Here is a 16910-nt window from a genome sequence, read left to right as displayed (position 1 = left end):
GCCTCGGTCCGCCCAGGCCAGCCATGTGCTGGCTTTTTTTATGCCTGTGCTGATGGGTATGGCGGGCGTGCTGGCCGGGTGCACGCAACCGCCCCAGACCTTCTATGCGGCTGCGGCCTCTGAATCGCTGGTCCAGGTGTATGGCAACGATCCGTCAGGTGCTGTAGCAGCGCGAACCGTAGCGCCGGACCCGGATGCCATGTCGCCCTCCACTTTCACTTCCCGGCCTCTGCCGGGTGCACAAGGGGCCATGCTGCAGGCACTGCAACGCAACGGGCGCACGCCGCCGCTGCGCTACCGGGTGATCGTGATCCCGGGCTCCGGCTGTGCAGGCATGGGGCCCATTGCGGAGCGCTACTTTGCGGGGTTGCTGCATGCCCAGGTGCTGGTGCTGCACAAGCCCGGCGTAGACCCTCAGACCCGCACGGCATCTGCAGACTGCGGGCCCGACTTTGTGCAGCAAGACCGGTTGTCGGCGTGGGTTGCGCACGCCCGCGTCGCGCTGCAGGCCGATGCCCTGCAGCGCGAACGCGATGGTGCCCCGGCGCTGCCGCAATTGCTGGTGGGCATTTCGGAAGGTGCGGAGCTGTTGACGGCCCTGGCGCCCGAGGTGCCGGGGCTCGCTGGCCTGGTGGTGCTGGCTTCCAGCGGCCTGGACCCGCAGGAAGCGGGCGCGCTGCAGGCGCAACGCCTGGGTGCCCAGGCCGATTGGGATGCGCTGGGACGTTCCCAGCGGGGGCGCATGCCCGACAGCACCGTGCTGCAAGGCCGCAGCCTGGGCTACTGGCGTGACCTGTGGAACTGGCCACTGGCCCTGCCGCTGGTGCAAAGTCCCTGGCCGCTCCTGCAGGTGTGGGGCGGGGACGATGCCCTGGTGCCGCAGGTGGCGTACGAACGCTTTGCGGTGCTGGCATCCGCCCGTACTGAGCCCTATTGTGCGCGGCGCATCGACGGCGCCGACCATGGACTGCAACGCCGCCATGCCAGCGAGGGGACAGAGGATGGTGTGCAGCAGGTGTGGGCCTGGACGGAGCAGTGGGCGCGGGCCCCTACAGCAGGTCTGTGTGCTTCGCTGCTGGGCGCCCAGGGCGTCATCAAGCCTGCGCAGTGACGCCTGCCTCGCCCGGCCAGGTCACCTACCCTGAACGGGCCTGGGACTCTGTCGGCGGTTTCTCAAGGCACGGCGTAGATTTGCCCAAACGTTCCGCGCTCCAGCATCTCGCTGGGTGAGGTGCCATAGCCCGCAAATACCTGCGTGCCGCGCAAGCCCGACACATCGGCAGCTGCCAGGATGGGCACCATGTGGCTGCCCAGCGTGGCGGGGCTGGCTGCGGGCAGGTTCCCGTCCGCTACAGGCACCCAGCCTCCGGGCGACAGCGCAAACAGTCCCGCGCCTGGCACCAGGGCTGCCACGTACAGGCCTCCGGCGCGCCCGGCGTCGGGTGCCGAAACCTGGATCGCCGCCCACAGGTTCAGCTTCTGCAGTGGACCCGATGTGGAAGCTGAAAACACAGGGGTGGCACTGGTGTACGGTACCCGCGCACTGTCGCTGTAAAAGCCGGGTTGGGCCATGACCGGACTGAGGTCCACCGCCTCGAAAGCCGTGTGCGGCACGGACTGGACCTGCGAGATGGTGGCATCGCTCCACAGGCGGCTGGGGTCGCCGGTGATGTACATGTCCGAACCACCATCGGCGATGTACATGCCGTAGGTCTTGAGTGCCTGCAGGATGGCCCGTGCCTGCACGCTGTAGGTCTGAGGCACGGGGTAGTCCGCACGCAGCCGGAACAGCTGGCCCATGGGGGGCTTGCTGGCCGAGGCGTCCCCATTGCGGGTGAGGTGCCGTGCGGGCCAGGTGTAGCTGGTTCGGATCTTGTGACTCTGGATGGTGAAGCGAAGCGCATGGCGGATGTCGCCAGCGCTCGCCTCGTCGGCCTTGAGCAGCAGGGGCAGTATCGGAAACCCGGCCGCGTCTGCTGAAGTCCATCCCGCAGGCCGCAGCGCGTTGGACCGCAAGTCGAAGGCGGCGCTGCCGTAGATGTCCCAGCCCCCATCGGGCCGGGCGTAGCTCAGGTAGCTTTCCCACAGCGTGCAGGTGTCGGTGTCCACGGTCAGGATATGGTGGTCGTTGTAGACCGCCTTGTTGCCGCTGATACCGCCCTCCACCAGGGGCTGCGGCGGAATGGGCAGGCGTGCGGGCTCGCGCAGGCCGGCGCAAGGCCGCGCGAGGCTTCCGTCACCCCGCGCGCAGTCGCTCTCGTCGGGGGCTCCATCGCCATCAAAGTGCACCGTCGGCCACCCGAAGCTGCGGCCTTGGACCACGTTGTACGGGATGCCCCAGTACTCGGGGCTGCGCATGTCCTCGCTCTGGCCCAGGTCCAGGTGCAGGCGTCGTGGGGTACTGCTGATGGTCTGCAGGAAAGCTGCCGACTGAGGGTGCACCGGAAAGTTGTCGATGGGCGTATTGAAGAGGTGGTCTGGCGGTAGCACCGGGCAGTTGCCGATGAGCGGTGGTCCAGCCATGGCCAGCGGCACCAGGGCGGCCGACAGGCAGGCAAGGGTTGCACGTACGAACTTCATAGGGTCTCCGGCCGAGGGGGGAGGGCAACAGCCTCCCGACAGGCGGGTATAGCGCAAACCTCCAGGGGATGCCAGGGCTATCGCGTGACAGCCTGTTACCTGCTGGCCGCAGTCAGGGCCGGGGCCGATACATCCTGAACAGCTGCTCTGGCCCCACAGTGAAATAGTCCGCCGGCCCGCCGCCGCGCAGGATGTGCCCCGCGTTCGCGGTGTCGTACACGCCGTCCTTCAGCAGCGCCTGATCGATGTGCACGGCCACCACCTCGCCCAGCACCAGCCAGGTATCCACCAGGGCCCCGTCCACCCCCTGCAGCTGCAGGATCTGCGTGCTGCGGCATTCAAAGGTGACCGGGCTTTCGGCCACGCGCGGGGGGCGCACGCGGGTGGAGGGCAGGGGGGTCAGACCGGTCAGGTTGAACTCGCTCACTTCAGGTGGCACGGCCGCGCAGCTCTGGTTCATCACCTCGGCCAGGTCGCGGGTGGCGAGGTTCCACACAAACTCGCCCGTGGCCTGCACGTTGCGTACGGTGTCCTTGTAGCCAATGCTGGCAAAGCCCACGATGGGGGGCACGTAGTTGAAGGCGTTGAAAAAGCTGTAGGGCGCGAGGTTGGTCGCTCCCGTGGCGCTTTGCGTGGAGATCCAGCCGATGGGGCGGGGCCCCACGATGGCGTTGAACGGGTCGTGCGGCAGGCCGTGGCCCAGGCGGGGTTCGTAGCTGTGGAAGGTGCGTGGGGGCTGTGGAGTGGTCATGGGGCTCGGCAGGGTGGGGCGAACAAGCGGACACCTTAGCGGCAGACGCGGCGCGCTGCAGTCATCGGGGTATCTGCATGCTCACTTTTTCATAGCTGTCCGGGCATATGGTTCTAGCGCACAGGGGCAACAGGAGGCAGATATCGGCCTACAGAGCTCCCGTATGCCCTGGTTAAGGCTCAGCACGGCGTGGTCATGCCGTAACGCCCGGCAGCCTCGGTAGCACGCACCGCACGGGGCTACGGGACCACGGCTGCCGGCTGCTGCTGCCCCAAAAACCGTCCCGGCGGCTGCCCCACCGACTTGCGCACCATGGCGCTGAAGGCGCTCGCGCTGTAGCCCAGCTCGGCGGCGATCTGGCCCATGGGCATGCGGCCGGCGGCCAGCGACACGGCCTTGGCCAGGATCACCTGCTGGCGCCATTGGGTGAAGGTGCTGCCCAGTTCGGAGCGGAACAGGCGTGCCACCGTGCGGGGGCTGGCGCCCGTGTCCTGCGCCCAGTCGGCCAGGGTGTCGTGGCGCGTGGGGTCGGCCAACACGGCCTCGCACAGGTGGCGCAGGCGCTTGTCCTGGGGCAGGTCCACGCCCAGCTTCACGGCGGCGGCACGGGCCAGTTCGTCGCGCACCAGGGCGCTCAGGTGCTGCTCGCGTCGCAGGTCGGCGGGGCTGATCGCGGCGCCGCCATCGGGTGCGGTGGGCATCTCGCGCACCAGGGCGCGCAGCAGGTCGGACACCTCCAGCACGCGGCACTGGCGCCATGCGTCTTCCTGGTCGCGCGGCACGCCGGGGCCGCAGCGCCCCCGGGGCTGGTGAAAGTACAGCGTGCGCAGGTCGGCGTCTTCCACCATGGTCACGGCATGTTCCACACCGGGCGGAATCCACAGCGCGCGCGAGGGCGGCACGATGTAGGTGCCGTGGTTCACCGTGAGCCTGATCACGCCCGTGGTCGATATTGCCACCTGCGCCCAGGGGTGGCTGTGGGGCATCACCTGCGTGTCGGCGGCCAGCCAGCGCAGCTTGGCGCGCACCGGGCGGGCGGCGGTGGGCACAAACAGCTCGGGCGTGAGCGAGTCCACGTACGACATCCCGCGCGGCTTGCCGGCCTGGGCGCGAGGCACGACCTCGGCGGCGAAGTGTTCCACCACCGGTTCGGTAGGGGTGGGGGGCCTGGTGGGTGGGTTTGGCATGTTTGCGATAGAAATTGGCCGTCTATCGTAAACCTGCCGAGGGCATGCTGCCTAAGATCCAACCCATGACTGCTTCCACCTCCGGCGCTACCGCCACCACTGCCAACCCCGTCCCCCTGCGGCAGGACGCCCGCACCATCGGCCTGATCGGCCTGGCCCACGGCAGCTCGCACTTCTTTCACATGCTGCTGCCGCCGCTGTTTCCGTGGCTGATCGGGGAGTTCGGCTTCAGCTATTCCGAGCTGGGCCTGCTGGTGTCGGTGTTCTTCGTGATCTCGGGCGTGGGCCAGGCGCTGTCGGGTTTCCTGGTGGACCGGGTGGGCGCGCGACCTGTGATGTTTTTTGCGCTGTCCAGCTTTGCCGCGGCGGGGCTGGCGGCGGGCACGGCGCAGGGCTACACGGGCCTGCTGCTCGCGGCGGCTTTGGCGGGGCTGGGCAATGCACCGTTCCACCCGGTGGACTTCACCATCCTCAACAAGCGCGTGTCGCCCCAGCGCCTGGGGCATGGCTTCTCGGTGCACGGCATCAGCGGCAACCTGGGCTGGGCGACGGCCCCGGTGTTCATGGCGGGCATTGCTACCGCTACGGGCTCGTGGCGCACGGCCTGCCTGTGCGGCGCGCTGCTGGCCCTCACGGTGCTGGCCATCATGGTGTGGAACCGCGATGCCATTGATGACCGCCAGGGAGCCTGGGCCCACCAGGCCAAGGGCGGCGCGGCGGCGGCGAAGCCCGAGCACCCCATGGCCTTCCTCAGGCTGCCTTCGGTGTGGCTGTGTTTCTCGTTCTTCTTCTGGAGCACCTGCGCACTCAGCGCCATCCAGAGCTTTGCCAGCCCGGCGCTGCAGTCCATGTACGGCCTGCCGTTGAGCGTGACGGCCATGGTGGTCACGGGCTACATGCTGTGTGGCGCGGCGGGCATGCTGGTGGGCGGCTTTCTGGTGGGGCGTGTGCAGCGGCTGGAGAAGATCATCTCCGTGTGCCTGCTGGGCTCGGCCGCGCTGCTGGTGGTGGTGGCCTCGGGGCTGCTGCCCGGCATGGCGGCGCTGGTGGTGGCCTCGGTGGCGGGGCTGGGCACGGGCCTGGCGGGCCCCTCGCGCGACATGCTGATCAAGCGCGCCGCGCCCCCCGGTGCCACGGGCCGCGTGTATGGCACGGTGTACTCGGGGCTGGACCTGGGCTTTTGCCTGGCGGCACCGGTGTTTGGCGCCATGCTGGACCACGGCATGACGGCGGGCATCTTCTACGGCTCGGCCGTGACGCTGGGCCTGAGCGTGCTGTCGGCCGCGCTCGTGGGGGTGGGCGTGGCAGCACGGGCGGCACGGCCCGTGCCTGCAGCGGCCTGAAGGGTCCACGGGGCGGGGGCTCTGTACGGCGCCCAGCACGCCGCGCGGGCCTGTGTTGCAATCGCGGTCGGTGGCGCCGGGGCCCTGTTTGGCAGGGTTCGCAACGGCGCCCTTTGTTTTCAACGCACTTCCAGGACACCGCCCATGACGAACCCCATGTACAACGCCAGCATCCCCGTCTTTCGCCAGATGCTGGGCTCGCTCCAGGACATCCTGGCCAAGACCGAGGCCCATGCCACGGCCCGCAAGATCGAGCCGGACGCATTGCTGCTGGCCCGCCTGTTCCCTGACATGTTTCCCATGGCCCGCCAGGTGCTGATCGCCTGCGACTTTGCCAAGGGCGTGGCCGCGCGCCTGGCCGGTGTGGAGGTGCCTTCGCTGCCCGACGCCGAGCGCCCCGGTTTTTCCGACCTGACCGAGCGCATCCGCACGGTGCTGGCGTTCATCGAAGGCCTGCCGCAGGCAGCCTTTGCCGAGGCCGCCACGCGCCAGATCACCATCCAGCCCGGCACGCCGCGCGAAAAGCAGTTTGTGGGCGAGCACTACCTGCTGCACTACGGCCTGCCCCAGTTCTTCTTCCACGTGAACGCGACCTACGCCATCGCCCGCCACAACGGCGTGGAACTGGGCAAGCGCGACTACATGGGCAAGTTCTGACCCTGGGCCCTGTCCTGGGGCGCCAAGGTGCCCCGGGTGCTGCCGTGTGGGGCCAGGCATGCAAATATGGGCAAAAAATGGCCCGTAGCGCTAGTGAAACATGCCTGATGTGCTATCAAATTTGTAGTATTGAACACGACGCCTAGTGCGGATAAAAAAGACAACGGAGACCCGACCCATGCCCACCCCCCGTGCCACACCACGCACCCTGCCAGCCTTGGCGCTGGCCGGCGTGACCTGCCTGCTTTCTGCCTGCGCGCCGGTGCCCACACAACCACCAGCTTCGGCGCCGGTGAGTGCCACGGCCGAGGCCGCGCCCACGGCCACCCCGTGCCCCAAGGACCTGGCGCCCATCGCCCGCTGCCTGTCGGGCAAGGACTCGGCCGGTGCGTATTACTTGGTGGCGGTGCCTCAGCAGTGGAACGGCCACCTGGTGCTGCACGCCCACGGCGGCCCGGCCCTGGGCGCGCCGAAGATGGAGCGGTCGGTGGAGGACCTGGAGCGCTGGGCCATCATGGTCCGCGCGGGGTACGCCTGGGCGGGCAGCACCTTCCGCCAGGGCGGTGTGGAGGTGCGTGCCGCGGCTGAGGACACCGAGCGGCTGCGCCAGATCTTCGTGCGCCATGTGGCCCAGCCGCAGCGCACCATCCTGCACGGCCAGTCCTGGGGCGCCAGCGTGGCGGCCAAAGGGGCCGAGATGTTCCAGACCACGGCCGATGGCAAGCGCCCCTACGACGCCGTGCTGCTCACCAGCGGCGTGCTGGCGGGCGGAACGCGCTCTTACGACTTTCGCACCGACCTGCGCGTGGTCTACCAGTACCTGTGCAACAACCACCCCCGGCCCACCGAGGTGCAGTACCCGCTGAACATCGGCTTGCCTGCCGATGCGGCGATGACCCAGGCGGACCTGGCCGCACGCGTGAACGAATGCCTGGCACTGAACAAGCCGGTGGCCGAGCGCACGCCCGAGCAGCAGCGCAAAGTCAAAACCATCGTGGATGTGGTCCGCATCCCGGCCAGCTCCATCCAGGGCCACATGAACTGGGCCACCTTCCACTTCCGCGACGTGGTGCAGCACCGCACGGGCGGCGCCAGTCCGTTTGGCAACCGGGGGGTGTCGTACCGGGGCTCGCCCGACGATGGCGCGCTGAACGCCGCCGTGGTGCGCTACCGTGCAGACCCTGCCGCTGTGGCCCGCTTTGCGCAGGACACTGACCTGACCGGCCGCATCCCCGTGCCCGTGCTCACCGTGAAAGGCGTGGACGACCCAACGGCCTTTGTCGAGCTGGACGCGGCCTTCCGGGCCACCATGGTGCAAGGCGGCAGCGCGGCGCGCCTGGTGCAGACCTTCACCCAGCACAACACCCACAGCTACCTGAGCGACCCCACCTACCCCACGCTCATGACCGCGCTGCTGCGTTGGGTGGACGCGGGTGACAAGCCCACGCCCGAGGGCATTGCGCAGCAGTGCGCAGGCATGGAGGCCACGTTTGGCAAGGGCTGCGCCTTCCTGCCTGGCTATGTGCCGGCGGCGCTGAACACCCGCGTGGCCGATCGCGAGCGGCCTTAGGTTATTTCTGTTGCGGTTCCCGCCGCGCCATGAAAAAAGGCCCCGCAGAGCGGGGCCTTTTTCATTTGCCGCTGCAGCACAGGGCCGCAGCAGCGGTGGGGCCGGACTCAGGCCGCCACGGCCTTGAGGGCTTCGTTCAGCGTCTTGCTGGGGCGCATCACGGCGTCCAGCTTGGCCACGTCGGGCAGGTAGTAGCCGCCGATGTCGGCGGGTGCACCCTGCACGGCAGCCAGTTCGGCCACGATGGTCTGCTCGTTGTCGGCCAGTTGCTTGGCCAGTGGGGCGAACAGTTGGGCAAGTTCGGCATCGGCCGTTTGCGTGGCCAGCTCTTGCGCCCAGTACAGGGCCAGGTAGAACTGGCTGCCACGGTTGTCCAGCTGGCCGGTCTTGGGCGAGGGATTCTTGTTGTTGTCCAGCAGCTTGCCTGTGGCGGCGTCCAGCGTCTGGGCCAGGATCTTGGCCTTGCCGTTGCCGGTCTTCAGGCCCAGGTCTTCCAGCGACACGGCCAGCGCCAGGAACTCACCCAGCGAATCCCAGCGCAGGTGGTTTTCTTCCACCAGCTGCTGCACGTGCTTGGGGGCCGAGCCGCCCGCGCCGGTTTCGTACATGCCGCCGCCGGCCATCAAAGGCACGATGGACAGCATCTTGGCCGAGGTGCCCAGTTCCATGATGGGGAACAGGTCGGTCAGGTAATCGCGCAGGATGTTGCCGGTGGCGCTGATGGTGTCCAGGCCCCGGATCACGCGTTCCAGCGTGTAGCGCATCGCACGCACCTGGCTCATGATCTGGATGTCCAGGCCGGTGGTGTTGTGCTCGTGCAGGTACATCTTGACCTTGGTGATCAGCTGCGCTTCGTGCGGACGGTACGAGTCGAGCCAGAACACCACGGGCATGCCGGAGTTGCGGGCGCGGTTCACGGCCAGCTTCACCCAATCGCGGATCGCGGCGTCCTTCACCTGGCACATGCGCCAGATGTCGCCTTGCTCCACGTTCTGGCTCAGCAGCACTTCGCCGGTGGCCAGGTCGGTGATGTTGGCCACGCCGTCTTCGGGGATCTCGAAGGTCTTGTCGTGGCTGCCGTATTCCTCGGCCTGCTGGGCCATCAGGCCCACGTTGGGCACCGTGCCCATGGTCTTGGGGTCGAACGCGCCGTGCCATTTGCAGAAGTTGATGATCTCCTGGTAGATGCGGGCAAAGGTCGATTCAGGCATCACGGCCTTCACGTCCTTCAGGCGGCCGTTGGCGTCCCACATCTTGCCGCCGTTGCGGATCATGGCGGGCATGGAGGCGTCCACGATGATGTCGTTGGGCGAGTGGAAGTTGGTGATGCCCTTGGCCGAGTCGACCATGGCCAGCTCGGGACGGTGCTCGTGGCAGGCGTGCAGGTCGCGCTTGATCTCGTCGCGCTGGCTTTGCGGCAGGGTCTCGATCTTGGCGTACAGGTCCACCATGCCGTTGTTCACGTTCACGCCCAGCTCTTCAAAGGTCTTGGCGTGCTTGGCGAACGCGTCCTTGTAGAAGATGCGCACGCAGTGGCCGAACACGATGGGGTGGGACACCTTCATCATCGTGGCCTTCACGTGCAGCGAGAACATCACGCCGGTCTTGCGTGCGTCTTCGATTTCCTTCTCGTAGAACTCCAGCAGCGCCTTCTTGCTCATGAACATGCTGTCGATCACTTCGCGGTCGAGCAGGCTGACCTTGGGCTTCAATACGATGGCCTTGCCGCTCTTGGTGATCAGCTCCATCTTCACGTCACGGGCGCGGTCCAGCGTCATGGACTTTTCGCCGTGGTAGAAGTCGCCGGCGTGCATGTGCGACACATGCGAACGCGAGGCCTGGCTCCACTCGGCCATGCTGTGCGGGTTCTTGCGGGCGTATTCCTTCACGGCCTTGGGCGCACGGCGGTCGGAGTTGCCTTCGCGCAGCACGGGGTTCACGGCCGAGCCGGTGCACTTGCTGTAGCGGGCCTTGATTTCCTTTTCCTTGTCGTCCTTGGGCTGGTCTGGGTAGTCGGGCAGGGCGTAGCCCTTGGCCTGCAGCTCGGCGATGGCTGCCTTGAGCTGCGACACGGACGCGGAGATGTTGGGCAGCTTGATGATGTTGGCATCGGGCTGCAGCGTCTTCTTGCCCAGCTCGGCCAGGTTGTTGGGCACGCGCTGTTCTTCGGTCAGGTAGTCGGGGAACTCACCCAGGATGCGCGCTGCCACCGAGATGTCGCTCTCCAGCACGTTGATGCCTGCCGGTGCCGCGAACGTGCGAATGATGGGCAGGAAGGAAGCCGTGGCCAGACGGGGTGCTTCGTCGGTCAGGGTGTAGATGATGGAAGGTTGCTGGGTCGTCATGGCTTGTCTCACGAAACAGAGTAGGTAGATGCCCCTGGCTGCGTCGCAGCGGGGCCAAACGCGGATGCTCTCTGATTCTCCTTGCTCGGGGCTGTCACTGCCCGCTGTTTTTGCAATCGAATCTCACAATGCAAAATTATCATAAGCCCAGGGCACTTTTTTTCACCAAATAGGTGGTAATCACCCTGCGGCCTTCTGCAGTTTGAACCCGTTAGCGCTCGCGCGCCACCCCCCGCAGACCCTAGGAACTCCCCCCAGGAACAGCTACCACGCGGCCAGGCAGGACGGCAAACTGCGTCCAGTGCGCGGGCAGGGTGTCGGGCGCCGTGCCGGTGAAAGCCCCGAAGGCGGGCATGACCAACTGTCCGTCGCCCCAGCCAAAGCAGGGCGCCCGCAGCGCATCGCGCGCCGGGCCCCGCAGCCGCAGCGTGGGGTGCAGATGCCCGGCGAGCACCGTGTGGCCTGCCACAGCCTGAGGGTGGTGGCAGGCCAGCACCGGCGCATCGGCACAGGGCAACCAGGGCTCGTTGACCAGCGCCACTGCCAGCGCGGCCGGCGGGTCGCCCGCATGCAGGTCATGGTTGCCGCGCACCAGGGTCATCGCCACACGGGCATGGCGCTGGCGCCAGGGCAGCAGCTGCTGCCACAGCGCATCGGCCGCGCCGCTGCGCGCGTGCAGGAAGTCACCCAGAAACACCAGGTGATCGGCGCCGGTGGCAGCGAGCACCGCGTCCAGCCGCGCCAGGTTGTCGGCCGTGGTGCCGTGGGGCACGGGCTGGCCCGCGCGGCGGAAAGTGGCCGCCTTGCCGAAATGCACATCCGCCACCAGCACCATGTGCGCGGCGGGCCACCACAGGGCGCGCTGGGGCAGTAGCTGCAGTGCGGTGCCGCAGGGCAGGGCAATGGCGTGCGCACCGATGGGGGGCGTAGGGACAGCCGGCGTGCCGAGGACTGCCGTGTGAAGGGGGAGCGTGGTCATCGTGCTCAGAATCCGTGGCGTCTGCGGGTGCGGCGGGGGGTGTCCCCGCCCGCTGCACGGCGCGCGCGTTGTGTGCGGGCGCCGGAGCTATCGGGCAGGTCCCACGCCATATCTGTGGACTGCACCGCGTGCTGCGCCAGGTGGGTGCCCGTGGTCGCGTCGGCCGCCTGCTCCAGCGCCTGCACCATGCGCGCCAGCCGGTCGGCCAGGGTCTCAGTGCTCAGGCGCTCGCGAAAGCGTTCCACCATCAGCGGCAGGGCAAACGGGGTGGGACGCTCCAGGGCATGAATGGACAGGGTCTGCGCCTGCATGCCGCGCAGCGTGCGGGCCAGTCGCTCCATGTCCAGCTCGTTCGCTAGCAGCTCGGCACGGGCCTGGGCCAGCAGCAGGTTGCCCGGGTCGTACTGGGCAAACACGTCGTAGTACAGCGACGACGAGGCCTGCAACTCGCGGCTGCTGCGCTGCTCGCCCGGGTGGCTCTGAAAGATCAGGCCCGCGATGCGCGCGATCTCGCGAAAGCGCCTGCGCGCCATCTCGGTGGCGTTCAGGCTGGCCAGCACTTCGTCTTCGAGCCCGCGACCGATGGTGGTGTGCGTGCCTTCGCCAATCAGCCGCGGCAGCAGCGTGGCCCAGTCCACCGGCTTGGCCGACAGCAGCTCCAGCCCATAGTCGTTGACCGCGATGGAGAAGGTGTTGGGCACCTGCTGCGATGCGCGCCAGCCCAGCAGCCCGGCCAGGCCCAGGTGCACCAGGCGCCCCGCCAGCGGGTACAGGTACAGGTGCCAGCCCTCGCGCGTGTGCAGGGTTTCGGCCACCAGGCGGCCCGGGGTGGGCAGGGCCGACCAGGCCTGCTGCAGCTCCAGCAATGGCCGGGCGCAGCGCATCTCGGGCGTGGCGAACTGGCCGCGCTCCGCCTGCGCCAGCTGTTCCAGCATCGCATCGGCCAGCGTGTTCGACAGCGGCATGCGCCCGCCGCTCCAGCGCGGCAGCGCAGCGCTGCCCCTGGGGGCGATGCGCACATAGGCCGTCATCTGCTGGGTGCGCACCAGCTCCAGCAGCCGGCCTGCAAACATGAACACATCGCCCTTGCGCAGCCGGGCGATGAAGCTCTCTTCCACCGACCCCAGGCGCCCGCCGCTCACGAACTGCACCTGCATGCTGGCGTCGCTCACGATGGTGCCGATGTTGCTGCGGTGGCGGCGCGCCAGGCGCGCATCGGGCACGCGCCAGATACCTTCGTCGTCGGGCACCACGCGGTGAAAGTCCGGGTAGGTGGCCAGCGATGCGCCGCCCTGGCGCACGAACTGCAGCGCCCATTGCCAGTCGTTGTCGGCCAAGGCAGCGTAGGCGGGTGCGCGGCGCACCTCGGCCAGCAGCGCATCGGGCACAAAGCCGCCGCCCAGCGCCACGGTGACCAGGTGCTGCACCAGCACATCGAGCGGCGCACGCGGCGTGTGCCGGTCTTCAATGCGGCCCTGCGCCAGTGCGTGGCGCGCAGCGGCTGCCTCCACCAGCTCCAGGCTGTGCGTGGGCACCAGCGTGATGCTGGAGCTGCGCCCCGGCGCATGGCCCGAGCGGCCTGCACGCTGCACCAACCGCGCCACGCCCTTGGCCGAACCGATCTGCAGCACCTGCTCCACCGGCAAAAAGTCCACGCCCAGGTCCAGGCTCGATGTGCACACCACGGCCTTGAGCTGCCCGGCCTTGAGGCCTTGCTCCACCCAGTCGCGCACCTCATGCCCGAGCGACCCATGATGCAGCGCAATGGTGCCAGCCCAGTCGGGCCGTGCCTCCAGCAGCGCCTGGTACCAGCGCTCTGCTTGCGACCGGGTGTTGGTGAACACCAAGGTGGACGCCGCCGCTTCGATCGACTGCACCACCTGCGGCAACAGGCTCAGCCCCATGTGGCCCGCCCAGGCAAAGCGGTCGGCCCGCGCGGGCAGCATCACCTGCACCTCCAGCCGTTTGTCGATGAGGCCTTGCACCAGCACGGCGGGCGGTGGCTGTGACCCGTCCAGCACGGGCTGCGGCAGCAAGGTGTGCAGCGCCTCCTCCAGGTTGCCCAGCGTGGCCGACATGCCCCACACCTGCAGCGCCGGGTTCCAGCCCGACAGGCGCGCCAGCGCCAGCTGCACCTGCACGCCGCGCTTGTTGCCCACCAGCTCGTGCCACTCATCCACCACCACCAGGCGCACGCTGGCCAGGCGCTCCCGCGCATCGGCGCGGGCCAGCAGCAGCGACACGCTTTCGGGCGTGGTCACCAGCAGCGTGGGCAGGCGGCGGTCTTGCGCGGCGCGTTCGCCGCTGGCGGTGTCGCCGGTGCGCAGGCCGCTGGTCCAGGTGGGGGCCAGTTCGGTCAGCGGTGTCTGCAGGGCGCGCAGCGAATCGGCAGCGAGTGCACGCATGGGCGTGATCCACAGCACGGTGAGGGGCGGTGCCGCAGCGCGGCGCGTGCGCAGGGCGGTGCGGGCGTTGGATGCTTCTGCAGGCGCAGGTGCAGCATCGGCCTGCGCCAAGTGCTGCAGCGCGCCCAGCCACACCGCATAGGTCTTGCCCGCGCCCGTGGTGGCGTGCAGCAGGCCCGAGCGGCCCTCGCCCATCGCGCGCCACACGTCTTGCTGGAAGCCGAAGGGCTGCCACCCGCGCGCCGCCATCCAGGCGGCTGCGGCACTCGGTGCCACCGGGGGCAGGGGCTTGCGCGGGCGGCGGGTGGTGCTCATGCCGCAACGTCCTGCCCTGGCAGCAGTGCCATCAGCGTTTGCAAGGTATCGGCCTCGGCCACGGGTTTGTCTTGCCGCCAGCGCAGCATGCGCGGAAAGCGCACCGCAATCCCGCTCTTGTGGCGCGGGCTGCGCGCAATGCCTTCGAAGCCCAGCTCAAACACCAGCGTCGCATCCACGCTGCGCACGGGCCCGAAGCTCTCGCGCGTGGTCTTGCGGATGATGGCGTCCACCTGCGCAATCTCGGCATCCGTCAAGCCCGAATAGGCCTTGGCAAAAGGCACCAGCTGCCGGTCTGGGTCGTCCTGCGGCCCGGTCCACACGGCAAAGGTGTAGTCGGTGTAGAGGCTTGCGCGGCGGCCATGCCCACGCTGGGCGTAGATGAGCACCGCATCCACGCTCATGGGGTCGATCTTCCACTTCCACCACACGCCCACATCCTTGGTGCGGCCCACACCGTACTGCGCGCTGCGGTGCTTGAGCATGAAACCCTCGGTGCCCATGCTGCGCGCGGCCTCGCGCTGGCGTGCCAGGTTGTGCCAGTCGGCGCCATGCAGCAAATCGCTCAGGCGCAGGGCCTGGTGCGGTGCGGGTGCGATGGTGGTTTCATCAGGCTGTTGCAGCGTGGCCTCCAGCAGCGCACGGCGGGCCTGCTGCGGCTCTTGGCGCAGGTCCTGCCCGGCGTGTTCGAGCAGGTCGTAGGCCACCAGCACCACGGGCAGCTCGCGCAGCAGCTTGGGGGTCAGCGTCTTGCGGCCCAAGCGTTTTTGCAGGTCGGCAAAGGGGCGGGGCTGGGGCTCATCGGGCAGCCACACCAGGATCTCGCCATCGACCACCGAGCCATTGGGCAGCCGCGCCATCGCAGCCTCGGCCAGTTCAGGGAAGCGGTCGGTCACCAGTTCCTCGCCGCGCGACCAGATCCACACCGCGCCCGCACGCCGCACGATCTGCGCGCGGATGCCGTCCCACTTCCACTCCACCAGCCAGTCGCCGGGCGTGCCCAGCAGTGCGGGCATCTCAGCCACAGGCTGGTTGAACGGGTGGGCCAGTAAGAACGGGTAGGGCTGGCCCGCATCGGCAGCATCCGGCGTATTGGAATCGTCGTCCACCGGCGCGATCAGCGCCTGGTAGTCGCTGGCCTGCGGCTGCCGGCCGATCTGCGTGTAGCCCATCAGCCGGTGCGCGATGCGTTTGGGGTCCAGCGCGCTCACCGTGGCCAGCGCGTGCGTCACCTGCAGGCGCGACACCCCCACGCGGAAGTTGCCGGTGATGAGCTTGAAGTACACAAAGCGCTGCTCAGGTGCCAGCCTGTCCCATTGCGTGCGCAGGCGGGCGTCGGCCTCACCCTGCGGCAGGGTGCGCAGGGGTAGCAGCTGGGCCATCCATTCGGCCAGTGTCAGTTCGGTGGGCTGGGCGGGCGGGGGTAGCAGCAGGGCCAACGTTTCGGCCAGGTCGCCCACGGCCTGGTAGCTTTCTTCAAACAGCCACTCGGGCAGGCCAGCGGCCTCTTGCGCCAGCGCTTTCAGGCGCTTGGTGGGCACCATCTGGCGGGGTTTGCCGCCTGCGAGAAAGTGCGTGGCCCAGGCTGCATCGGCGGGCGGTGCCACGCGCAGGTAAGCCACCAGGGCCGCGAGTTTGGCCGACTGCGCGGTGGTGGCGTCGAGCGCCTGGAACAGCTGGGCAAAGGCCTTCATGCGGCTGCCTCAGGTGTGGGTGTGCTGCCTGGCACCTCAAGCGCCGCCCCTGCATCGTCCTCGTTGTCATCGGCGCCGTATTCGGTGGCGAACACCTGGGCGTCCAGCCCTTGCTCGCACAGCCAGCGCACCATCACGGACGTGCTGCCGTGCGTCACGATGACGCGCTCCGCGCCCGTGGCACCAATGGCTTTTTGCAAGCTGGGCCAGTCGGCGTGGTCGCTCATCACAAAGCCCCGGTCCACCCCCCGGCGTCGGCGTGCGCCGCGCACCAGCATCCAGCCGCTGGCAAACGCGTCGGAGTGTTCTCCAAACCGCTTGAGCCAGGGTGTGCCCGCTGCCGAGGGCGGCGCCAGCACCAGCGCGCGTTTCAGGTCGGCCTTGGTGAGGCCAGGGTCCGTCACGCGCAGCGTGGGCGGCAGGTCCACGCCCGCCGCGCGATACACGGCGTTGAGCGGCTCCACCGCCCCATGCACCACGATGGGCCCCATGCTGGCATCCACCCCGTGCAGCAGCCGCTGCGCCTTGCCGAAGGCGTAGGCATACAGCACGCTGGCCTTGCCCGCCGCTGCATTGGCAGCCCACCAGGCATTGATGTCGGAAAACAGCGCGGGCTGCGACGGCCAGCGGTAGATGGGCAGGCCGAAGGTGGATTCGGTGATGAAGGTGTGGCAGCGCACCGGCTCGAACGGCGGGCAGGTGCCATCGTCTTCCAGCTTGTAGTCGCCCGAGGCCACCCACACCTGGCCGCCTTGTTCGATGCGCACCTGGGCCGACCCCAGCACGTGCCCGGCCGGGTGCAGCGAAATGCGCACGCCATGGTGGTTGATGACCTCGCCGTAAGCCAGCGTCTGCAGCGCGATGTCCGCCCCCAGCCGGTTGCGCAGCGTGCCCGCGCTGTCGTGGTGCGCCAGGTAGTGGGCCGAACCCATGCGCGCATGGTCCGAATGCGCGTGCGTGATCACGGCCCGCTCCACCGGCCGCCAGGGGTCGATGTAGAAGTCGCCGGGTGGGCAGTACAGGCCTTCGGGGCGGTGGACGATCAATTCGTTGCAGGACATGCGTGTGGCATCGTAGGCGGCAA

The 16910-nt window shown here is 68.4% G+C and carries 12 protein-coding genes; 4 read left to right on the top strand and 8 right to left on the bottom strand.

Annotated features, from left to right (window positions below):
- Positions 1-25: 25 nt before the first annotated feature.
- The gene (locus ASD75_RS01225; RefSeq protein ID WP_235511514.1) at positions 26-1111 is read left to right on the top strand and encodes an alpha/beta hydrolase; all 1086 of its coding nucleotides are present in this window, start codon (positions 26-28) and stop codon (positions 1109-1111) included.
- Positions 1112-1173: 62 nt separating this feature from the next.
- Here the strand turns inward: ASD75_RS01225 and ASD75_RS01220 are convergent, their stop codons facing one another.
- From ASD75_RS01220 to ASD75_RS01210, 3 genes are all read right to left on the bottom strand, one after another.
- Positions 1174-2580 carry a hypothetical protein gene (locus ASD75_RS01220; RefSeq protein ID WP_056742434.1) on the bottom strand — a complete coding sequence of 469 codons (1407 nt, stop codon included), beginning with the start codon at positions 2578-2580 and terminating at the stop codon, positions 1174-1176.
- 112 nt (positions 2581-2692) lie between these two features.
- The gene (locus ASD75_RS01215) at positions 2693-3331 is read right to left on the bottom strand and encodes a flavin reductase family protein (RefSeq protein ID WP_146870376.1); all 639 of its coding nucleotides are present in this window, start codon (positions 3329-3331) and stop codon (positions 2693-2695) included.
- Between the two features lie 239 nt (positions 3332-3570).
- On the bottom strand, positions 3571-4518 hold the full coding sequence (locus ASD75_RS01210; RefSeq protein ID WP_056742430.1) for a helix-turn-helix domain-containing protein: 948 nt from the start codon (positions 4516-4518) through the stop codon (positions 3571-3573).
- 65 nt (positions 4519-4583) lie between these two features.
- On the opposite strand from ASD75_RS01210, the gene ASD75_RS01205 reads away from it, so the two are divergent.
- The 3 genes from ASD75_RS01205 to ASD75_RS01195 all read left to right on the top strand — a co-directional run bounded on the left by ASD75_RS01205 (position 4584) and on the right by ASD75_RS01195 (position 8088).
- Positions 4584-5861: an MFS transporter gene (locus ASD75_RS01205; protein WP_056743161.1), complete on the top strand. Its 1278-nt coding sequence runs from the start codon at positions 4584-4586 to the stop codon at positions 5859-5861.
- 144 nt (positions 5862-6005) lie between these two features.
- Positions 6006-6518 carry a DUF1993 family protein gene (locus ASD75_RS01200; RefSeq protein ID WP_056742428.1) on the top strand — a complete coding sequence of 171 codons (513 nt, stop codon included), beginning with the start codon at positions 6006-6008 and terminating at the stop codon, positions 6516-6518.
- Positions 6519-6696: 178 nt separating this feature from the next.
- Entirely contained in the window at positions 6697-8088 is a 1392-nt protein-coding gene (locus tag ASD75_RS01195; RefSeq protein ID WP_056742427.1) for a hypothetical protein, read from the top strand.
- A 107-nt stretch (positions 8089-8195) separates the two neighbouring features.
- Here ASD75_RS01195 and ASD75_RS01190 read toward each other — a convergent pair whose 3' ends face one another.
- The 5 genes from ASD75_RS01190 to ASD75_RS01170 form a co-directional block, all read right to left on the bottom strand.
- A complete protein-coding gene (locus tag ASD75_RS01190) occupies positions 8196-10433 on the bottom strand; it encodes an NADP-dependent isocitrate dehydrogenase (protein ID WP_056742425.1) in 2238 nt (745 codons plus the stop codon).
- A gap of 241 nt (positions 10434-10674) precedes the next feature.
- Positions 10675-11412, bottom strand: a complete 738-nt coding sequence (gene pdeM / locus ASD75_RS01185) for a ligase-associated DNA damage response endonuclease PdeM (RefSeq protein ID WP_082564837.1) — start codon at positions 11410-11412, stop codon at positions 10675-10677.
- Positions 11413-11417: 5 nt separating this feature from the next.
- The gene (locus tag ASD75_RS01180; RefSeq protein ID WP_082564836.1) at positions 11418-14132 is read right to left on the bottom strand and encodes a ligase-associated DNA damage response DEXH box helicase; all 2715 of its coding nucleotides are present in this window, start codon (positions 14130-14132) and stop codon (positions 11418-11420) included.
- The gene (locus tag ASD75_RS01175; RefSeq protein WP_056742423.1) at positions 14129-15826 is read right to left on the bottom strand and encodes an ATP-dependent DNA ligase; all 1698 of its coding nucleotides are present in this window, start codon (positions 15824-15826) and stop codon (positions 14129-14131) included. The genes ASD75_RS01180 and ASD75_RS01175 overlap by 4 nt, the downstream gene beginning before the upstream one ends.
- Entirely contained in the window at positions 15823-16887 is a 1065-nt protein-coding gene (locus ASD75_RS01170; RefSeq protein WP_056742420.1) for a ligase-associated DNA damage response exonuclease, read from the bottom strand. The genes ASD75_RS01175 and ASD75_RS01170 overlap by 4 nt, the downstream gene beginning before the upstream one ends.
- Positions 16888-16910: the final 23 nt, after the last annotated feature.

Origin of the sequence: Acidovorax sp. Root568 (assembly GCF_001427445.1) — a bacterium.
GTDB classification, from domain to species: domain Bacteria; phylum Pseudomonadota; class Gammaproteobacteria; order Burkholderiales; family Burkholderiaceae_C; genus Acidovorax; species Acidovorax delafieldii.
Note: the sequence above shows the minus strand (reverse complement) of the source record. Positions and strands in the feature narration are given on the sequence as shown.